Here is a 20,422-nt window from a genome sequence, read left to right as displayed (position 1 = left end):
TCTGCCTGGGTACTACGCTTGCAACTTGAACTTCGAAACACCGTCGCGCAGTCCCGCACTGACCTGATGCAGTTCGTCAATGGCCTGATTGGACTGGCGCAATGCATCCACGGTCTGTTGCGCGGCCTCGCTCAGTTGCGACAATGCCTCGGTAATCTGTTCCGCGCCGGTTGATTGCGCCTGTACACCTTCGCTGACCGCTTCGAACCTCGGCACCATCGCCTGCACGTGCGCTATCACTTGCGAGAGTTGGCTGCCGACCTGTTGCACGTCGCTGGTGCCGCGACGCACCTCCTCGGAAAACTTGTCCATGCCCATCACGCCGGCCGACACCGCCGATTGGATCTCCCGCACCATCTGCTCGATATCCAGCGTTGCGACCGCGGTCTGATCGGCGAGGCGGCGGATCTCCGTGGCCACCACCGAAAACCCACGGCCGTACTCGCCTGCCTTCTCCGCTTCGATAGCGGCATTGAGCGACAGCAGATTGGTTTGGTCCGCCACCTTGGTGATGGTGGTAACCACCTGGCTTATGTTGTCGGCTTTGCTGGTGAGCACCGAAAGCTTGGCGCTGATCGATGCCGTGGCTTCGATCACCCGGCGCATGGTGTCTTCCATCTGCACCAGTCCGGCCTGTCCGCTGCTGGCAAGCGTCGCCGTCTGCTCCGCACCCGAGGCGACAGCCACCATGGTCCTGGCCAGCTCCTTGGAGGTCGCGGTGATTTCGCGCGAGGTGGCGCCGATCTGCGTCGTGGTCGTGGCGATCTGGGCAGCGGTGGCTTGTTGTTCGCGAAGGGTCGCCGTGATCTCGTTGATCGAAGAATTGACCTGGATACCGGAGGTCTGAATTTGGCCCACCAGCGATGAAAGATCAGACCCCATGCGATCGTAGCCTTCCGCCAACACACCGAACTCATCGGCGCGAGCCAGCGCCAGCCGCTGGCTGAAGTCGCCCTTGGCCATGGCCTCCACCGCTCCCGCGAGTCGATGCAACGGTTGGCTGATCGCCCTCAGCAGGTAGAAACCGGCAAGGCTCGCCAGCACGAGCGCGCCGAGGAAGCTGATCCCGATCCCCGTCTTGGCCGCCGATACCGCGGCATCGATATCTTTGCCGGACTCTATGGCCTTCTCGTAGTTGTAGCTGAGCAGGTTTGCGAGAGCCTTTTCGGTTTGTGCGAATGCCGGGTTCAAGCGGGCCTGCCGTAGATTTGCCAGTGCTTCGCGATTGGTCGCACTCAGTCGGATGGCTTCCTCCTGAAGGGCGAAGAATGCGGTACTGCCACGCTTTACCGTTTCCAGGTTTTGGCGGTCTTGAGCCGTAGTAACACTGGTTTCATAGTCGCGGACCACATCGTCGAAAGCAGTGCGCTTGACCCGCAGGCGTTCCACCACCCGGGGAATCTCAGCCGTGTCGACGAATGCCAGCTGCTGCTGCACCAGATAGTTCGCGTACCACTCCGACTCCATCCTCCCGCCGAAATGCAGTCCCGGAATAGAGTCGCGGCGCAGCAAGTCTTCCCTGTCTTCAATGACGGATAGCCGCTGCATGGCAAACCCGCCCATCAGCAACATCACGGTAATGATGACGGCGAAGCTCAGCAGTATTCGCTGGCGGATCGTTACGTTGTTCATGGCAGGCCCCATCGTGATCCCCACGCACTATGTTGCACAGGAACTGCAGAAGGGCCCACGCCGTTAGCTGTCGTGAACGGATGAGGGTAATGAAAGCGATCGTCCGCCTCACCGGCTTCGATATACCGGCCCTGTGCAAGCGACTGGATTGGCCGTCCTTATCCTATTCAAGGCGCATATGGTCTGATGCCCTCACCCTTGCTATCAGCCAAACCACTCATTGTCAGCGAATGTGCCTGCGTGGCCAGATGCCGCGGCAAAGATCATTCGTAGCGTCTACATACCACGTTGGGGCGGAGATGCAAGTGGCAATGCGAGGTGTTTACCAGTTTCCGGCACAAGCGGCGTTGATACAGGACCCGCACCGCTAGTGGATAGGCCCCCGTCCGGTTCAGGGGTGCGAACTTCCGCTGGTCCGAACCTCCGCAACTCGCCCGTCGTGGTCGGCCGGTAATCGCGATTTCGCAGACTATCGTCTCACCGTACTAGTGCCGCAAGGCTGCTCAATGACGGAAGAAGATGCATATCTCGGCCGACTCCTGAGATTGATCTCTCTTCGCGGAATGGATGTTCATTCCTTCAGGTAATCCGGAAGAGGCGCGCCTTGCTTCGCATCTTCGTGTATCTGGAAGTCGCGTCGCTGGCTCCAGGAATCTCTCACCAGCATGTAGTCATCCTGGGCTCCGTCCCTGAGGGTATCGAGATTCATCAGGCGCGCCCGGCTGTCCACCAGGGCGAGTGCCTGGAGGCCCACCCGTACTTTGTCTGACTCAGCGTGGGCCAAAGGTTGCAATGGCGAATCCCCTACCCGGCCAAGAACATCCCGAACGGTACTGGGGCCGAGAAAAGGCAACTCCAGATAACGAGACCGCTTCCATCCCCAATTGGCCAGGGTCTGGCCAAAATCTTCGTCTCGCTCTCGCATCTTCAGATGCGCGGCAGGATCAAACAGTCCGGCCACGCCGACGGTGCTGTTCAATAGAAACCGCCCCAGTGCCTCGGCCGAATGCCTGACTCTGCCCTGGAGCAGCGCATTCACTGCAGTGGCGGGCTGGCTCAGGTTGTCGAAGAAGTTGCCTATCCCGGTGCGTACAGGCGTGGGCACCACCGCCACGTAGGTTTTGGCAACCGGCCGCGCTACTGCCCTGTCGATAACCGCATTGAATCTATGAACTCTGCGATTGAATGGCTCCCATGGATCATGGGCCGGCGATGGTTCTGGCGATTGCGCCGCCATGTCGGCAGGCTCTTCGAGCTCTGGCAGGCCGATAGCAGCGGTTTCAGCTACAGCGGCGCTGTCCTGTTCCGGTAGGATTTCACTCGGCGTCGGTTCCGCACCATCAGGGAATGCTTCGACGATTTCTCGCGGGAACGCTTGCGGGTCGGGAAAACTTTCGTTATCCGGCGACATGGCTGCAGGCAACGCGGAATCTCCTACGACATCGCCGTCGCCAACGGATGCGAAGCGCTGCTCCGGAGCGGATGCGCACCCCGTCAGCGTGGCGATGAGCACCAGGCAAAGACAGCGGAGATGGCTGCGCTGGCTCACAGCGAAGCCATCCCCGGATGCGCCCATGCAGCACGAATAATCAACATCACCGTGATCAGTACGGAAAACGCCGCCACCCGCCGCAACCAGACGTTGTGCCTACGCTTCTTGCGTTTTCGATCGAGTGGCGGCAGATCCGGAAGATCTCTCAGGGCAAGGTATCCCTTGCTCTTGCTGTAGCTGCTTTGGTTCTTGGAGTTGTCGGCGTGCATCGTCGTTCCTGCGGAAGTGATGTATCGCGGCCAATGCTGTTGTGCTGCCCGTCGCGTCGTTGCCGATCTCGGCCACCAGCGGATCAGAATCCGCGGGCGAATCCGATGAACAACGACGCCGTGCCGTCGGTGTCCGGTTCGATGAACGGGCTATCGGATATCTCGTCGGGCAAGGCGCTGTACTTGACGAAGCCAAGCACCGACCAGTTCTCTCCGATCGGTCGGAAGTACGACAGGCCCACGTGCGGGATGGTCACCGAACCGGGCTTGTGGTCCACCACGCCTCGGGCAACCTCTTCATCGAGCGTGCCGTAGTAATAGTTGGCCATGTCCTTCGAAAGCCAGGTGACGCCCACATTCGGGGTCAGCCGACCTTTGCCGATATGGAACGGATAGCCGTATTCGAGCGATACCTCCTGGCCGCCACTGGCATCGATCACATCGGCCAGAACTTCCGCTTCGATCTCACCTGCCGCACCGCTCCACTTTGCCGCCAGCCCCAGATCCAGTCCGTCATCGCGGTCCTCGAGCAGCCGATAGTCGAGGCCATTGGCGGCCAGTTCCGCCCTGCCCAGATCGTCGACATCGAACCCGTCGAATCGGAACTTGGCGATGGCCGAGAGTTCGAACGATTCGTTATCGATAAACGTCCATCCGGCGGTCAGTCCCCGGAAGTAGAATTTCTCGCCCTGATAGGTGATCAGCGGGATAGGCCTTACCCGTGTTCCCTCGCCAGCGTAGGGACTGTCCTTGACCACCGCCGCCACGCCCAGGCCCCAGCGGGGCGGACCATCTTCCGGCACTGCATCATCCGCATCCGCCGTCTGCGCCATCGCATTGAATGACAGAGCGGACAACAACAAGGGCAACAGGAGTTTCTTCATGGGACGCCGTACCTCATCAATGTGGTGGGGGATTCATCTGCGAAGCTCGTTCTACAGCGTGCTGCCATGGAGACGGGCTGTTGCAAACAACCAACACAGAATGACTTGGCTATGTCGCCAAAATGTCGCGCGCAACCCCAAGCGACTGAACGAACGCTGTATCCGTAGAGCCTAGCTCGCTCGGCTGCCCTTTCGCCCCTCGTAGAGCCGAGCTCGCTCGGCTGCTCTTTCGCCTCTCGTAGAGCCGAGCTCGCTCGGCTGCTCTTATCGCCTCTCGTAGAGCCGAGCTTGCTCGGCTGCTCTTATCGCCATGTGCTAAGAGCTACAGCAGCGGAGCAAGCTCCGCTCTACATAGCTTGAGTGTGCTAAGAGCTAAAGCAGCGGAGCAAGCTCCGCTCTACATAGCTTGCGTGCGCAAAGAGCGAAAGCAGCGGAGCCCCCAAGGGGATGCAAGCACAAGCTCCGCTCTACATCGCTCTATAGATCGTGTGTAGGTTCTAAGGCTCGATGATGCTGGATGCGACATCCAACGCGGCGCGCGTACCACCGCCGGGCACCGGTTCGATAGAGAGCTTCCAACCGAATCGATCGCATATCCGGCCGATCAGGAACAGACCCAGCCCCTGTCCCCGGATCGGAGCGGATTGCTGCAAGCTTTCACGATACCGCCGAGCCGCTTCGACAGGATTGAAACCACTGCCGGAGTCGGCGACCGAAATTACGCCACCGCGAAGCCTCAACTCCACATGGCCGTCGTCGGTGCTTTCAATCGCATTACGTATCAAGTTGCTCACCGCTATGCGGACCATTGCCTCGGGCGCTGCGATGAAGGTCGGTTCGATTTCTCCCATTCTCAGTTGCGCCGTTTTTCCGCCAAGCAGATGTTCATGATCGGCCACCAGGCGCGGCAGCAGGTCGTGAAGCACCGTAACGTCGACGGGATCGGTTCCGGGCGCTGCTTCCCTGGACAGATACAGCAATGCGACCATCGTTTCCGAAAGGTCATTGACCGCATGTTCGATGCGGCCGAGCACAGGCTTTGAAGCATCGGGAAGCGAGAACCGCTTGAGCACATCCACTGCGCCCGAGATAACCGCGATGGGAGTCCTGAACTCATGACTGGCTTGGTCCAGCAGACTTCTTTCCCGTTCGACGAACTGCTCCACGCGTTCCAAGTGCGCGTTGCTGGCTTGCGCTATCACCTGTATTTCCTCACGCCGGTAGGTCGTGGGAAGACGCGCGCCGGCCATGCCGGGAACGATGGCCTGCATGCGGTCGGCCAGGTCTCTTACCGGCCGAACGAGATTGGCATGCAGCCAGACAATAACCCCGCCGATGAAGATCACGAGGAAACCTGCCCAGATGCCGCTTTGCATGGCGTCTCGGTTCTGTTGGATGTCAAGTTGTCGTATGTCGATAGTCGTTATGAGCCTACCCGGCGGAAGATCGACTACCCGTGCATGAAAGCCGTCCAGACCGTCGAAAAGATCGCCTTCCGTAAACACTCCTCCATACATCGTCTCTGTCGAATAGAGCCCTGGCGGGAGATCGACCAGATAACCAGGCGCCTGCGAAGTTCCACGCCCGCTCTCGACGTACCACGATCGTATGATTCCGGTGCTGGGGAGCGAATTCACCTGACCTGCCCGCACCCGCGCCGCATGGTCGGCGGATGTGGACCTGAGCAGGTCCACCCAGAACTTATGCTCGATCAATTGCTGGCTACTGAAGGCTTGTACGCTCAATGCGACGATCATCGCCAGTCCAAACACGACCAACGCCACGCTGATCCACCAGTGGACGCTGCGAGGCTTGCATATCAGCGTCGCGAGCCTACTCATTTTCGCTGATCCTGTAGCCAGTGCCCGGTACCGTGTGCAGGAGCGGCTTCTCCGATTCCAACTCGACTGCCCGCCTCAGCACATACATGTGCGAGCGCAGAAGGTCCGTCCCCGGAACGATATCTCCCCACGCCGCCCGCTCCAGGCGAGCTCGGCTCACCACGTTCGGGCTCTCCCGCATCAGGAGCTCCAGCAGCCGGCGCCCGATCCGGGTGAGTGCAATGCTTCTTTCGGCGCGCCGGACCTGCATCGTACGGAGATCGAAGCGCAGATCGCTCACGACCAGGACATCGTCGATGACGGCGGATTGCTTGAGGCGGGCAACCAGGGATCGCAACCGCACTTCGATCTCAGGCAACGCCACGGGCTTGACGAGATAATCGTCGAGGCCGGATTCGAAACCGTCCAGCTTGTCCACCAGCTGGTCGCGCGCGGTCAGCATGATGATCGGCACCTTCTTCCTGGCCTCTTGCCGCAACCTGCGCAGCACGGTCAGGCCGTTGAGCCGGGGGAGATTCCAGTCCAGGAGAATCGCGTCGTAATCCTTGGACGATGCAAGATGCAGCCCCGAGAGGCCGTCGGGCGCGGCATCAAGACTGTGGCCGCAGCCGGCCAGGTAGTCATACAGATTCGCGGCCAACTGGGCATTGTCTTCGATGATCAGAATAGACAGGGGCTCTTTGTTCATGATGGTGCTGCCTCTGATGGCAAGCCTCTATTGGAAAACATCGCTCACCGTGGATATTGACCGCAGCCGGTAACGAGCGCCATCGCGAAGCGTGCTCATGCCAATTCCCCGGCCACACCGGTCGTCGCCGGTTCAGTGCGTCCCTTCAAGTGGAATTTGACGACGTCGATGGCGTCGTCCATGCAGCTGTAGACGACGGGTATCACCAACAGGCACAGGATGGTCGAGGTGATGAGTCCACCGATCACCACAATGGCCATGGGCGATCGGAAACTGGGATCGGCACCCAGGCCGGCCGCGATGGGCAGCATTCCGGCACCCATGGCGATGGTGGTCATGACGATGGGGCGGGCCCGCTTGCGACATGCGTCGACGATGGCGTCCCGCCGGTTCAATCCATGATCCCGACGGGCGATGATGATGTAGTCCACCAACAGGATGGAGTTCTTGGTGGTTATGCCCATCAGCATGATCAGACCGATCATGGACGGCATGGACAATGCGGATCCCGTGGTGAGTAGAGCGAGGAAGGCCCCAGGCACGGAGAGCACCAGCGCGACCAGCACGGTCAGCGGCTGCGCGAAATCCTTCAGCAGAAGCACCAGCACCATGTAGATGCAGAGCACGCCCGCAAGCATCGCCACGGCAAAACCGGCCGCCAGCTCACCCATGGCTTCGGCGTCCCCGGTGGGAGCCACCGTTACGCCCTTCGGCAGGTTCCGCAGGCTGGGAAGCGCAGCCGCCGCGCGCTCGACTTCACCCAATGGCTGACCGTTGAGCTCGACTTTCAGATTGATGTTGCGCGCCCGATCGTATCGAGTGATCTCGGACGGACCACTCATGATCTGAAGGTCTGCAACGCTCCCCAACGGAACCGGTCCGCGCGCGCCCGGAACCGGAAGCCGGCGAAGAGTTTCCAGGTCATTCCGGCCGCTGTCGGCAAGTCTTACCACGATCGGCACCTGCCGCTCGCTCAAGTTCAGCTTTGCCAGGTCCTGGCGGTAGTCGCCCAACGTCGCGACCCGCAGTGTTTCCGCGATGGCCGCGGAGGTCACGCCCAGATCCGCCGCCCGCGCGAAGTCGGGACGCACGACCAGTTCCGGTCGCACCAGGCTGGCCGAGGACGTCACCGCGCCGATCCCGGGAATACCTCGCAGTGCTCGCTCAACGACGCTGGCATGCTGCGCGAGCAACGACCCATCTTCCGACGCCAGCACCAGTTCATAGCCCTCGCTGTCGCCACCGCTTCCGACACTGATTCGAGCCCCGGGCAAGGTCGCGAGCTGCTTCCTGATCTGTTGCTCGATGCTCTGGCGGGTTAAGCCATCGCGTTCGCCGCGTGGCACCAGGTTCGCCGTGAGCGTGGCGGTTGCAATGCCGGAAGGCGCCGCTCCCTCGTCAGGCTCGGCCACCGTCGTACCGCTGCCGATGGCGGTATATACGGACACCACATGGGGATTCCTGCTTATCAGTTGCCGCGCGCGCTCAGCCAATGCCCGGGTATCCGGCAATCTGCTGCCGGGCGGCAGCGAGATCGTCACCTGTGTCTGGTCGCCGTCGTCGGCAGGAATGAATTCGCCCGGAAGGCCGAGGGCAATCGCAAAGCCGCCCACGATGAGCAGAGCGGTAGCGCTCAGCGTGACGACCCGGTGCTGCATGCACAAGCGCACGCAACGAAGATACAACTCAATCCACCTGGGTTTGCTCGGCGGCTTCCTGGGCGCCTTCAACAGATACGCGGCCATCGTTGGCGTCAGCATGCGGGCAACGACAAGGGAGAAGAACACCGCAACGGCCGCGGTCCAGCCGAACTGCACAAAGTACTTGCCTACCATGCCACCCATGAGGGAGGTGGGAAGGAACACTGCGATCAGCGTGAAAGTGGTAGCCACCACGGCGAGTCCAATTTCGTTGGCGGCTTCGATCGCGGCATGAAACGGCGGCTTGCCCATCAGCAGATGCCGTTCGATGTTCTCGATCTCCACGATCGCATCGTCGACCAATACGCCGATCACCAGCGACAAGGACAGGAGCGAGATCGTGTTGAGGGTGAACCCCATCAGATGCATCACGGCAAACGTCGGAATGGCCGACAAGGGAAGCGCGACCGCGGCGATGACCGTAGCCCGCCAATCGCGCAGGAAGAAGAAGACAACCAGCACTGCCAATGCGGCTCCTTCCAATAGCAGCGTCATCGATCCGTGGTAGTTCTCGACGATAGGATCAACCGAATTCACCGCTTCGTTGAACTCGACTTCGGGGTGCAACCCTTCCAGCTCTTTCATCACGGCACGGGCAGCCTCCGCGACCTCGATCTCGCCCGCGCCTCGCGCACGAAGGACGTCGAATCCCACCGCGGCCTTGCCATCGAACATCGCAAGCGACCTCGGCTCCGCCGACGTATCCGAAACCGTGGCAACCTGGTCCAGGCGAATCCTGCGACCATCGCTCAGCGATATGTCGAGCACTGCGATGTCCTGGGCGGACGCGACGGTCGCGATGGCGCGAACCGATTGCTCCGCGCCACCCACCTCCACCCGTCCACCGGACGCCTCCTGCTGGAGTTGGCGAATCTGCCGGGAGATATCGGCCGCCGTCGCGTTCCGTGCCAGGAGCTGATCGGGATCCAATTCGACGCGCACCTCCCTGTCCACGCCTCCCACGCGCGATACGGCACCTATTCCGGGCACCGCCAACAGGCGCTTACGGACCAGGTTGTCCACGAACCAGGACAGCGCTTCATCATCGAGCCTGGAAGAGGAAACCGTGTAGGTCATCACCGGCGTGCTCGCCAATTCCATTTTCGTGATGACGGGGTCTCGCAGGTCCGGCGGTAGATCGGCGCGCGTGCTGGATACCGCGTCGCGGACATCGTCCATGGCTTCCTGGACCGGCTTGTCGAGATGAAACTCAGCGGTAACGGTGGCTACCCCGTCGGTAAGAGAGCTATTGATGTGCTTGATTCGCGGAACGTTCGCCAGCGCATCTTCTATCTTCCGCGCGACGTCGCTTTCAAGCTGCGGGGGCGATGCCCCAGGTAGCTCCGCGGTCACGGTGATGATCGGGAAATCGATGTCCGGGAAGTTCTGCACCTTCATCGCCAGGAAGCCGCCGACGCCGGCTATCGTCAGCAGGATGAAAAGCAGAGTCGTCGCGACCGGATTGTGGATCGACCAAGTCGACACATTGAGGTTCATGGGGAAGCCCCGGGCGGCGCCTCGGATTTCGACTTGGTGGTGTGTGCTGTCGCGATCCTCCCCAGCTCGCCGACCGCTGGTTCGCTCACGACCCGGACCGTGTCGCCCTCACTCAGGAAACTGAGCCCGGAAGCGATGATGGTGTCGGACTGGGAGAGTCCTGCGGTTATCTCGATACGGTCGCCGACGCGTCTTCCTACCGAAACCTTTGTCATCATGACGCTCGATTTCGGGCCCAGACGCATGACATAGTGGAAGCCATCTCTCAGCAGGACTGCTGCCTGAGGCACGGTCAGCGCCTGGCCCTGTCCGACTTCGACAAAGCCACGCGCGAACGCGCCTGCATGCATCGCGCTACCGGACGGCAGATCCACATAGACCAGCCCTTCGTGCGTCTGCGTATCGATGGCGGGCGCCACCATTCGAAGCCTGCCCTGGATCGGCGGCTGGCCATGAACGGTGATCTCCACTCTCTGGCCCGGCGTCAATTTGTCCATGTCAGACACGGCGACCGCGGCGCGCCACTCCAGGCGGCCCTCCTTGATCAAGCGGAATAGTTCCTGCCCGGCGGGCATCACGGCTCCGACGGTCGCGGTGCGCGAGGTGATGATTCCATCGCTCGGCGCAAGCACCTGCGTCTGCGCCAACCGCAACCGGTGCCTGGCCTCGACTGCGCGCGCGGCATCCAGCCTGGCCCGGGCCGTCCTTGCCGCGACGACATACTGATTGACCTGCTGGGCGGACATCACGCCCGAGGCATCCAGGCTTCTGGCACGTTCGGCATTGGCATCGGCTTCCATCGCTTCCGCTTCGGCTTGCGCGACCGACGCCCGGGCTTCGGCCAGTTCGGCAGCCAGCATGTCCGGCTTGAACCGCGCCAGGACCTGGCCGCGGCGAACGGTATCGCCAACGTTGACCTTCACCTCAGTGAGCCGAAGACCCTCGACTTCTGTTCCGACGCTGGCTTCCTGCCATGCGGTGATGTTGCCCGTGGCCGGGACGCGAATCGGGAGCATTGATAATTGAGCGCGAGTCATGGCAACGGACAAGACCGCGGCCGGCACCGCATCAGCCTTCCGTGTCTCTCCTCCATCCGTGACGACTCGGGTAATCACGATTGCAACAACAACGATCACCGCACCTGTTAGAGCGATTCGGCCCAGCTTCATTCAGTATTTTCCCTTGGCGTGTGTCACCGCGCGCTCGGTCCGCGTTACACGGCATCCGGTTTTCGCCGATGATCTGCCTCGCATGTCGTGAAAATGTCGCGCGCGACGAAGACAGGCGATCCAGGAGCCGCAGGGCCATGCAAACGCAGGCGGAACGATATCGACAAACCCTGGCAGCCACCGGCTCACTCAGGTCGCTTGCAAGCCCAGGCGCGGCGTCATGCCAACTTGTCGCCAGCTTGTTAGCGGGAATCCGGCCGCCTATGATCGAGCGGAATCACGGGGATTCTTGTCCCAGGGCCATTGCGGACACGTCGCATGGCGGGACCTGGGTCCTTCCTGTTGGCAGAGCCAGCCTGGGATTCGATCAATGAGCAACGATTTCTATTGTGACGAAGCGCTGAGTGGCCGAACGCCGGTCGATGTCGTGCGCGATACGAAGAACGTGCTGGCGTTTCACCATACGCGGCCTCACTGGCAGATTCATATCGTCGTGGTACCAAAGCTCCACGTCCCGTCACTGACCGATCTCGGCGGCCACGATGTGGCGCTGGTATATGAGCTGCTGGACGTCGTCCGGGAGGTCGCCGCGGAAGTCGAAGCTCAGTATGGCGCCTGTCGCGTGGTTACCAACCTGGGCAAATACCAGGACTCAAAACATCTGCACTTTCACGTCGGTTTCGGTGAACAAAGAAAATAGAACCGTTTTCGAGAGCATGACGTCTGCGCCCGCGCTAACCGGCCGTGCACTTTGCTCGCGTTTGGCCTAACGCCGTGTGCCGGTGGCAAGCGGGTCGGCCGGCAACATGATCGTGGCGCTCAGTCCGCCGCCGTCGCGATTACTCAATCGCAGCATGCCGCCCAGCGATTGCGTCAGCTGCTGTGCGATCGCCAGGCCCAGCCCGGTGCCACCGCTGCTGCGGCCGCGCGAAGACTCCAGCCGATGGAACGGTTGCAGCACCGCGTCCAACTGATCCTCGGGGATGCCCGGACCCCGATCCAGCACGTCAATGCACACGCGGCCATCGGGATCGACGCGCAGCGTGATTTCCGCATTGCCACCGTAAGCCAATGCATTGTCGATCAAGTTCTGCACGACGCGGCGCAGGACCTGGGGATGCGTTTGCAGCGAGGCATGGTCGCCTTCGGTGCGCTGCACGTTCTTGCCGGTGTCCTGGTAGTCGCCGATCACGCTGTCGAGGAAGGACGGCAAATCCAACCGCACCGACGGGCCCAGCGCAACGTTGGCACTACGGGCATAGTTGACGCCTTCGCGTACCAGATGGCTGATCTGGTCGACGTCGTCCAGCAAGCGTGCCTGCGCCGGGCTTTCATCGATGGATTCCAGCCGCAGGCGCATGCGCGTGATCGGTGTCTGCAGATCGTGCGAAATCGCCGCCAGTATCTGCATGCGTTCGGAGACGTGCGCGGACACCCGCGACTGCAAGGCGTTGAGCGCGCGTGCGGCCTTCGCCACCTCGGCTGGGCCTTCCTGCGACAGCGGTGGTCCCGCTTTCGCGGGATCCAGTCGCTCGGCGGCATCCGCCAACCGCGCCAGTGGCCGCGTAACCAGCCGCACCGCCAGCCACGCGCACGCCAGCAGCAGGGCCACTTGCGCGGCCAGCATCCATGGCAACCAGCGTGCGATGGGCATTGGCGATGGCGTGACCTCGATGGTCAGCGGGTGCCCGTCGGCCAGCGTCAGTTCCACTTCGTAGCGCTCCGGCGATGCGGAAACAGCGCGCGGGCGCAGCGGGTAACGATGCCGAAGCGAGTCGTCGATCAGTGCTGTCACCTGGCGCGCGCGATCACTGGCCAACGCCGTGCCCGGTTGCGCCGGACGCAACAGGTAGCGATAGGTGCGGCGTTCCAGTTGTGGAAGCCATCGCGTTCTTTCCGCGGGCGGCAGGTGTTCGAGCAAGGCGACGCTGACCGGAATGTCCTCTTCCAGATTGGTGAGCATCATCGAGCGCGTGGCCATCGCGCGTTCGTAGAACAACAAGGCGAACGACAGCGCGTGCGCCAACAGCAAGCCGGTCGCCAGGATCAGAAGCACCCGCGCGGCCAGCGTGCGCGGCAGCAGGCCTGAACCCGCCGCGGGTTGCTGATGGCTCATGCTTCGTCCCCGATCAACGTGACCGGCTGGGAGAAAACATAACCTTCGCTGCGCACCGTCTTGATATAGGTCTGCTCGCGCGGGCCATCGCCCAGGCGCTGCCGCAATCGGCTGACCAACAGATCGATGGAGCGATCGAACACTTCAGCATCGCGGCCCTGCGTCAGGTTGAGCAGCTGGTCGCGGTTGAGCACGCGTTGCGGATGATCGATGAATACCCGCAGCAGCCGGAACTCAGCGCCGCTGAGCGGATAGGCCGTGCCGTCTTGGTCCAGCAGATGGCGCGCGGTGGTGTCCAGTTTCCATTGACCGAAACCGATCAGACGCGATGCCTCGCTCACCTGCAGGTTCGGCGGCAGCATGCGTGCGCGGCGAATGACCGCGCTGATGCGGGCCAGCAGTTCGCGCGAGGAAAAAGGCTTGACCACATAATCGTCCGCGCCCATTTCCAAACCGATGATGCGGTCGGTCTCGTCGTCACGGGCGGTCAGCATCACCACCGGAACCGCACGGTGCTTGCCCGCGCGCAGGTTGCGGCACAGCGACAGGCCGTCTTCGCCGGGCATCATCACGTCCAGCACGATCAGGTCGATGTCGCTGGTGTCCAGCGCCGCGCGCATCTCGCGACCGTCCGCCGCCAGCGTGACGCGCAAGCCGTTGCGCTGCAGGTAATCGCCGACCATCTGCCGGATGTCGCGGTCGTCGTCGACGACCAGGATGTGGTCGGTATGGGACATCATCGTTCTCCAGTTGCTCGGATCATGCGGATCGTCATGGGCCGGGTGGGATATTAGGGCCTGTTAGTACTTATGGAGCACGCTCGATAGCTCAACCACCGCCAGATTCGGGCGCCAGGTCCGCCTGCTTCAGGCCGGCAGCTTCCAGAATGGCGTCGCTTACCTCGCGCGGAGCCGACAACGGCGAGACGTGTCCCGCATCGACTGATCGCAATTGCGCACCGATGCGCATCGCGGTGGCCACCTGCAGCTCAGGCGACAGCATGCGGTCCTTGCGCGAGACGACGTACCAGCTGGGCAGCGATCGCCAGGCGGCGAAGTCAACGGGGTCGGACAGTGCCGATGCCTTTAGCGGGATCTGGTGCGCGAAGATCTCCCGCACCACGCCTGGCTTCAGATCCTGAGCGAAATCGCTGGCGACCGTCTCAGCCGAAAACGATAGGACACCGGCAGTATTGACCAGTTTCTGCAGACCGGGCGCGACCGGAAAGCCCTCGCCCTGCTGTGCGGAGTTCTGGCCCACGTCCGGCGCAAACGCGGCCACATACACAAGCGCCCCGACCTTGGGATCGCGGCCGGCTTGGGTGATCACGGTGCCGCCCCAGGAATGGCCGACCAATACGACCTTGCCCGGTGCGGCCGCGATGGCGCGCTGAGTGGCAGCCACGTCATCGGCAAGCGAGGTCAGCGGATTGTCCACCGTCGTTACGGGCACGCCGTTTTTTTGCAGACGCGCGACCACCTTGTCCCAGCTGGAGGCGTCGGCAAAGGCGCCATGCACCAGGACGACGGTCGGAGCATCCGGGTTGATGGGGGGTGTTCGCGCCTGGACAGCGGCGGGAAGCACGGCAGCGGCCATCAGAAGGGCTAGCGAAGGGAAACCTTGTCGGCGAGCGGGTTGCATGGAGAAGCTCCGGTTTGGGTGGGTGTATGCCATTGCAGCACCCTGCTGTATCGGCGCCTTGTCGGTGATCGACCGGCTTCGTATCCCAACGCGTAGGCACTGGCGGGAGATACGTTTCGATACAAATCCCCGGCATTTGTAAGCGTCTGTATCTAGCGGCGCATCCACACGGTTCGCTGACAAATCTCCCCGGTTGAAGACACGTCGGCGACAAGTCCGCGGCGTGCAATGGCCCCATCGCCAACGGCACCTCCGCTGGCAGCTAGCCACTGCACGCCGTTGCGCGTGCTCGTCCCGCATCAAGAGGAGTAATCCATGTCCACTTTCGATCCCAACGAGATCATCAACTTCAAACGCCGGCGCTTGATGGGTTCGACCGCGCTGGCCGCGGCGTCCATTGGCGCGCTCAACCTGCTGCCATCCATCGCCGCGCAAGCAAAAGAGACGCATGGCGGCAGCGATATACGGCCCTTCCAGGTACACGTGGCCGAACGCGATCTGCAGGAACTGCGCCGGCGAGTGCAGGCCACGCGCTGGCCGGATCGCGAACTCGTTGCCAATGAATCGCAAGGCCTGCCATTGGCCAAGCTGCAGGCGCTGGCCAACTACTGGGGCGGCGACTACGACTGGCGTCGATTGGAAGCCAGGCTCAACCGCCTCCCGCAGTTCATCACCACCATTGACGGCGTGGACATCCATTTCATCCACGTGCGCTCGCGGCATCGCAATGCGCTGCCAGTAATCCTCACGCACGGTTGGCCCGGTTCCATCCTGGAGTTCGTCAACACCATCGAACCGTTGACTGATCCAACCGCGTTCGGCGGCCGCGCCGAGGATGCGTTCGACGTGGTGATTCCTTCGATTCCCGGTTACGGCTTCTCGGGCCGTCCGACCGAACTGGGCTGGGGACCGGATCGCGTCGGGCGTGCGTGGCACGTGCTGATGCAACGGCTTGGCTACGATCACTACGTCTCGCAGGGCGGCGACCACGGTTCGGTAATCTCCGACGTGATGGGCCGGCAAGCGCCGTCGGGCCTGAAGGGCATCCATCTGACCATGCCGGCGACGGTTCCCTCTGAGTTGGTCGGCGCGATCAATAGCGGCGCACCTGCGCCAGCGGGACTGACGCAGGTCGAGCAGACCGCCTTCGAGACCTTGAGCCGCTTTTTCGGCCGCAATGCCGCCTACGGCGCAATGATGGTCACGCGGCCGCAAACGATCGGCTATGCCTTGAACGATTCACCGGTGGGCATGGCGGCATGGATGTACGACAAGATCGTGCAATGGACCGACAGCGATGGCGTGCCGGAGAACGTGCTCGGGCGCGATGCCATCCTGGACGACATCAGTCTGTACTGGCTCACCGACACGTCGACGTCGGCGGGGCGCTTCTACTGGGAAAACAACAACAATAATTTCAGCGCTGCCGCGCAGAAGACCCACGAGATTTCCGTTCCGGTCGCGGTATCGGTGTTTCCTGGCGAGATCTATCGCGCGCCGCGCAGCTGGACCGAGCGCGCTTACCCGACGCTCTACTACTTCAACGAAGCCGAGAAGGGCGGCCACTTCGCCGCCTGGGAACAACCGCAGTTGTTCAGCGCCGAACTGCGCGCGGCGTTCCGGCCGCTACGCAACGCCAAGTGACCACACCAACGCCATTCTTACCAGGAGTACGCTCATGCAAACGATCAAGTTCCGTTCGATCAGCCGTCTACTGCCGTGGTTGCTTGCCGCACAGTTCGCGGTGGCTGCTGTCGCCGGCGCCGCGACGCCGGAAACCAACCACGCCTCCACTCCACCGGCGCTGGTGGCCAACAAGCAGATCGACGCCGGCGACCTGAGCATCGGCTATGCCGAGCTGGGTCCTTCCGATGGCAAGGTCATCATCCTGCTGCACGGATGGCCGTACGACATCAACAGCTATTCCGAAGTGGCGCCGCAGCTGGCCGCGCGAGGCTATCGCGTCATCGTGCCGCACCTGCGCGGTTACGGCAGCACCCGCTTCCGCTCCGCCGACACGCCACGCAACGGCGAGCCAGCCGCGCTGGCGTCCGACGTCATCGCTTTGATGGATGCGCTGAAGATCCAGCACGCCACCATCGCCGGCTTCGACTGGGGCGCGCGGTCGGCCGGCATCGTGGCGGCCCTATGGCCGGAACGCGTCACCGCTCTGGTGTCGGTGAGCGGCTATCTGATCGGCAGCCAGGAGGCTGGCAAGCAGCCGTTGCCGCCGGAAGCCGAGCTGAAGTGGTGGTACCAGTATTACTTCGCCACCGACCGCGGTCGCGCCGGCTATACGAAATACACGCACGACTTCGCCAAGCAGATCTGGCAACTCGCGTCGCCGCAATGGAAGTTCGACGACGCCACCTTCGATCGCAGCGCCGCGGCCCTGGACAATCCCGACCACGTTGCGATCACCGTGCACAACTATCGGTGGCGTTTGGGCCTGGCGGAAGGTGAGCCGAAGTACGCCGCGCTGGAGCAACGATTGGCGCAGGCACCGACGATCAGCGTACCGACGATCACCATCGAAGGCGATGCGAACGGCGCACCGCATCCGAAGCCCGAAGCGTACGCCAGCAAGTTCACCGGAAAGTACGAACACCGCACCTTCACCGGCGGCATCGGTCACAACCCGCCGCAGGAAGCGCCGCGCGAATTCGTGCAAGCGGTGATCGACGCCACTCGCCTGTGACAAGGACCTGCCACGCAACGTGCGTGAAGGACCTCGACTACGTTTTCACCCGCCTGACGCCGTGGGCGTCCGGTTTCCACTCCTGCAAACCCCAAGGAATATTCTCATGACTACTCTCGATAAAGTTCTCTACACCGGCAAGACCCATACCGTCGGTGGCCGCGAAGGCCACGCGCGCAGCGACGACGGCCAGCTCGACGTCGCCCTGTCGCCCCCCGGCAGCAATCGTCCCGGGACCAATCCGGAACAACTGTTCGCTGCCGGCTGGTCCGCCTGCTTCGAAGGCGCGATGGGCCTGGCGGCCCGCAAGTTCAAGATTGCGATTCCGGCGGATGCGGCCATCGATGCCGAAGTCGACCTGGGCCTGATAGGCGACGGTTACCAGTTGCAGGCACGCTTGAATGTGTCGCTGCCGGGTTTGCCGCGCGAACAGGCGCAAATGCTGGTCGACGAAGCGCATCGCACGTGTCCGTACTCCAAGGCCACGCGCGGCAACGTCGATGTGCAGATCGTTTTGGTGTGATCCGTTGCCGTAGCGCGGTGCCACCAGATTTCCACTCGATACTTCCGGTTACAAAATCCCCGCTACCGGCACACACCCCGGCGACATTCGGGCGGTGGAATGGTCATCCATCCACCGCACCGAAGGCCCTATCCCATGATCGAATACGCATTGGCCATCGCCGCCGGCATGGCCACCATTCTCTCCCCCTGCATTCTCCCCGTCCTGCCTATCGTGCTGGCCACCAGTACCGGCCGGCGCCGCGAGGATCCGCTGCTGGTGATCGCGGGCTTCGTGGCGACGTTCGCCACCGGCGGAATACTGATCGGTGTGCTCTCGGCTTCTTCCGGCGAGTTGCAAGGCGTCATTCGCAACCTGTCCATCGCCGTGCTGCTGACAGCGGGCCTGGCCTGTTTCTGGCCGGCGCCTTTCGACTGGCTTATCGACCGGATGCGCCAGTGGCGTGCATCGCGTGCAACGGTCGCGACCCATCGGCTCCCGATGGGCGGCCGAGTTGGCACGCTGTTGATCGGCGCTTCGCTGGGACTGGCGTGGACGCCTTGCGCTGGCCCCGTGCTCGCTTCGGTGTTGTCGCTGGCGGCAAGCGCACAAGAGCCAGCCCGGGCGACCGCTTTGCTGGCGCTCTATGCGCTGGGTGCCGGCATCCCGATGTTGTTCATCGCCTATGGCGGTCATTGGGTGACCTCGCGCCTGGTTTTCTTTCAACGCCACGCAGGCGCACTGCGTCGCATCTTCGGCGCGTTGGCCGTCACCGTCGCCGTTCTCCAGTTGCTGCAGTACGACGTGCTGGTGTCGGCCTGGGCAACACAGTGGCTCCCCTCCGTTTCGCAAGGACCATGACCATGAAACTGATCAAACCCGTCGTTACGCTCCTGGCCGCCTGCCTGTTTGCCGCCGCTTGCTCACCCAGCGTGGCGTCAGATCCAGTCGAACCCACCCACGCCTCGCCCGCGCCGGTCGCACCGGAATTCAAGGGCATCGGTCAATGGCTCAATAGCCCGCCGCTGACATTGAATCAACTGCGCGGGAAAGTCGTGCTGGTGGAGTTCTGGACCTACTCCTGCATCAACTGCATCCGCGTGCTGCCGCATACCAAGGCATGGCATGCGAAGTACAAGGACCAGGGCTTGGTGGTGGTCGGCGTGCACACGCCCGAATACGGCTACGAGAAAAAACTATCGAATCTCCAAGCCGCGGTGAAGCGGTTCGGCATTACGTATCCCGTCGCACAGGACAACGACTATCGCACCTGGAACGCCTACGGCAACCGGTATTGGCCAGCGCTGTACCTGATCGACCAGGATGGCCGCATCGTCTACCAGCATTTTGGTGAAGGCGAATACGCAACAACCGAAGCGAAGATCCAGCAACTGCTCTCGGCGAATCGCATCACTGGCGAATGATGGCACTGGCGCACGGCAAGGAAGGCGGGAGCAACGGCGATCACGACGCCGTTGCTCCCTGCGTCCCGATTACGGTCCCGCGGAAATGACGGCGCCCGCGTATTTGGCCGCTATGAAGGCCCGGACCTCGTCTCCCTTCAGCACTGAGGCCAACGCAAGCAGGCGCTTGTCGTCCTTGTTTTCCGCACGCGAGACCAGGTAATTGACGTACGGGCTGTCGGCCGTCTCCAGCGCCAAGGCATCCTTGGCCGGGCTCAGGCCGGCATCCAGCGCATAGTTGGTGTTGATGACTGCCAGGTCGACTTGATCGAGAACCCGTGGAAGTGTGGCCGCTTCCAGCTCACGGAACACGAAACCGCGCGGATTGCTTCCGATATCCGCCACGGTCTGCAAATGATTCTGTCCCCGCTTGAGACCGATCAGTCCCGCCTGCTGCAACAGCAGCAAGGACCGCCCCGTGTTGGAGGCGTCATTGGGCAAGGCCACGGTGGCGTTGCGCGGCAATTCGGCCAGCGAGGCGTGCCGGCGCGAATAGGCGCCCAGCGGCTCGACATGGATTCCCTGCACTGGCACCAGCGTTGTCTTCCGCGCTTGGTTGAACTCATCCAGGTAGGGCTTGGTCTGGAAGTAATTGGCATCCAACCGGCCTTCAGCCAACTGGACGTTGGGCTGCACGTAGTCGTTGAATACGATCACCTCGAGCTTGATCCCCTGCTTTTCGAGCAGAGGCTTGGCTTGCTCGAGAATCTCCGCATGCGGTACCGCCGTGGCGCCCACGCGCAGCACGTTGTCCTTGTTCTCGGCGTTGTTGCCTCCACAAGCGGCCAACAGCAAAAGCAGGCTGGAAATCAGCAGGGATCGAAACATGG

18 protein-coding genes are annotated in these 20,422 nt (G+C 62.2%); 6 read left to right on the top strand and 12 right to left on the bottom strand.

Annotated features, from left to right (window positions below; genetic code table 11):
* Positions 1-12 precede the first annotated feature (12 nt).
* The 8 genes from AADW18_RS10935 to AADW18_RS10900 all read right to left on the bottom strand — a co-directional run bounded on the left by AADW18_RS10935 (position 13) and on the right by AADW18_RS10900 (position 11,172).
* Positions 13-1,632, bottom strand: a complete 1,620-nt coding sequence (locus AADW18_RS10935; RefSeq protein WP_337343416.1) for a methyl-accepting chemotaxis protein — start codon at positions 1,630-1,632, stop codon at positions 13-15.
* A 571-nt stretch (positions 1,633-2,203) separates the two neighbouring features.
* On the bottom strand, positions 2,204-3,181 hold the full coding sequence (locus AADW18_RS10930; RefSeq protein ID WP_337343415.1) for a VacJ family lipoprotein: 978 nt from the start codon (positions 3,179-3,181) through the stop codon (positions 2,204-2,206).
* On the bottom strand, positions 3,178-3,393 hold the full coding sequence (locus AADW18_RS10925; RefSeq protein WP_337343414.1) for a hypothetical protein: 216 nt from the start codon (positions 3,391-3,393) through the stop codon (positions 3,178-3,180). The genes AADW18_RS10930 and AADW18_RS10925 overlap by 4 nt, the downstream gene beginning before the upstream one ends.
* 83 nt (positions 3,394-3,476) lie before the next feature.
* On the bottom strand, positions 3,477-4,277 hold the full coding sequence (locus AADW18_RS10920; RefSeq protein ID WP_337343413.1) for a MipA/OmpV family protein: 801 nt from the start codon (positions 4,275-4,277) through the stop codon (positions 3,477-3,479).
* Between the two features lie 497 nt (positions 4,278-4,774).
* Entirely contained in the window at positions 4,775-6,118 is a 1,344-nt protein-coding gene (locus tag AADW18_RS10915; protein ID WP_337343412.1) for a HAMP domain-containing sensor histidine kinase, read from the bottom strand.
* Complete coding sequence (locus AADW18_RS10910; protein WP_337343662.1) at positions 6,111-6,791, bottom strand: response regulator transcription factor; 681 nt, start codon at positions 6,789-6,791, stop codon at positions 6,111-6,113. Before AADW18_RS10910 ends, AADW18_RS10915 begins: the two co-directional genes overlap by 8 nt.
* Positions 6,792-6,901: 110 nt before the next feature.
* Positions 6,902-10,003 (bottom strand): efflux RND transporter permease subunit, encoded by a 3,102-nt coding sequence (locus tag AADW18_RS10905; RefSeq protein ID WP_337343411.1) that lies wholly within the window; start codon positions 10,001-10,003, stop codon positions 6,902-6,904.
* Positions 10,000-11,172 carry an efflux RND transporter periplasmic adaptor subunit gene (locus tag AADW18_RS10900; RefSeq protein WP_337343410.1) on the bottom strand — a complete coding sequence of 391 codons (1,173 nt, stop codon included), beginning with the start codon at positions 11,170-11,172 and terminating at the stop codon, positions 10,000-10,002. Before AADW18_RS10900 ends, AADW18_RS10905 begins: the two co-directional genes overlap by 4 nt.
* A 370-nt stretch (positions 11,173-11,542) precedes the next feature.
* On the opposite strand from AADW18_RS10900, the gene AADW18_RS10895 reads away from it, so the two are divergent.
* Positions 11,543-11,872: an HIT domain-containing protein gene (locus AADW18_RS10895; protein WP_337343409.1), complete on the top strand. Its 330-nt coding sequence runs from the start codon at positions 11,543-11,545 to the stop codon at positions 11,870-11,872.
* Positions 11,873-11,938: 66 nt separating this feature from the next.
* On the opposite strand, the gene AADW18_RS10890 is transcribed toward AADW18_RS10895, so the two are convergent.
* The 3 genes from AADW18_RS10890 to AADW18_RS10880 form a co-directional block, all read right to left on the bottom strand.
* Entirely contained in the window at positions 11,939-13,288 is a 1,350-nt protein-coding gene (locus AADW18_RS10890; RefSeq protein ID WP_337343408.1) for a HAMP domain-containing sensor histidine kinase, read from the bottom strand.
* A complete protein-coding gene (locus tag AADW18_RS10885) occupies positions 13,285-14,025 on the bottom strand; it encodes a response regulator (RefSeq protein WP_337343407.1) in 741 nt (246 codons plus the stop codon). The genes AADW18_RS10890 and AADW18_RS10885 overlap by 4 nt, the downstream gene beginning before the upstream one ends.
* Before the next feature lie 91 nt (positions 14,026-14,116).
* Positions 14,117-14,929, bottom strand: coding sequence for an alpha/beta hydrolase (locus tag AADW18_RS10880; protein WP_337343406.1), 813 nt, complete (start codon positions 14,927-14,929; stop codon positions 14,117-14,119).
* Positions 14,930-15,244: 315 nt separating this feature from the next.
* Here AADW18_RS10880 and AADW18_RS10875 point away from each other — a divergent pair, with 315 nt between their 5' ends.
* From AADW18_RS10875 to AADW18_RS10855, 5 genes are all read left to right on the top strand, one after another.
* Positions 15,245-16,573, top strand: coding sequence for an epoxide hydrolase family protein (locus tag AADW18_RS10875; RefSeq protein ID WP_337343405.1), 1,329 nt, complete (start codon positions 15,245-15,247; stop codon positions 16,571-16,573).
* A gap of 34 nt (positions 16,574-16,607) precedes the next feature.
* Positions 16,608-17,627, top strand: coding sequence for an alpha/beta hydrolase (locus AADW18_RS10870; RefSeq protein WP_337343404.1), 1,020 nt, complete (start codon positions 16,608-16,610; stop codon positions 17,625-17,627).
* Between the two features lie 106 nt (positions 17,628-17,733).
* A complete protein-coding gene (locus AADW18_RS10865; protein ID WP_337343403.1) occupies positions 17,734-18,150 on the top strand; it encodes an organic hydroperoxide resistance protein in 417 nt (138 codons plus the stop codon).
* A 135-nt stretch (positions 18,151-18,285) separates the two neighbouring features.
* Complete coding sequence (locus AADW18_RS10860) at positions 18,286-18,990, top strand: cytochrome c biogenesis CcdA family protein (protein ID WP_337343402.1); 705 nt, start codon at positions 18,286-18,288, stop codon at positions 18,988-18,990.
* A 2-nt stretch (positions 18,991-18,992) separates the two neighbouring features.
* Positions 18,993-19,553: a thioredoxin family protein gene (locus AADW18_RS10855; protein ID WP_337343401.1), complete on the top strand. Its 561-nt coding sequence runs from the start codon at positions 18,993-18,995 to the stop codon at positions 19,551-19,553.
* Between the two features lie 69 nt (positions 19,554-19,622).
* On the opposite strand, the gene AADW18_RS10850 is transcribed toward AADW18_RS10855, so the two are convergent.
* Entirely contained in the window at positions 19,623-20,420 is a 798-nt protein-coding gene (locus tag AADW18_RS10850; RefSeq protein ID WP_337343400.1) for a MetQ/NlpA family ABC transporter substrate-binding protein, read from the bottom strand.
* Positions 20,421-20,422 lie beyond the last annotated feature (2 nt).

Origin of the sequence: Pseudoxanthomonas sp. CCNWLY206-1, from assembly GCF_039710385.1 — a bacterium.
In the GTDB taxonomy this organism is placed as follows: Bacteria; Pseudomonadota; Gammaproteobacteria; order Xanthomonadales; family Xanthomonadaceae; genus Pseudoxanthomonas_A.
The sequence above is the reverse complement of the archived record's forward strand: the minus strand, read 5'-3'. Positions and strand labels throughout refer to the sequence as shown.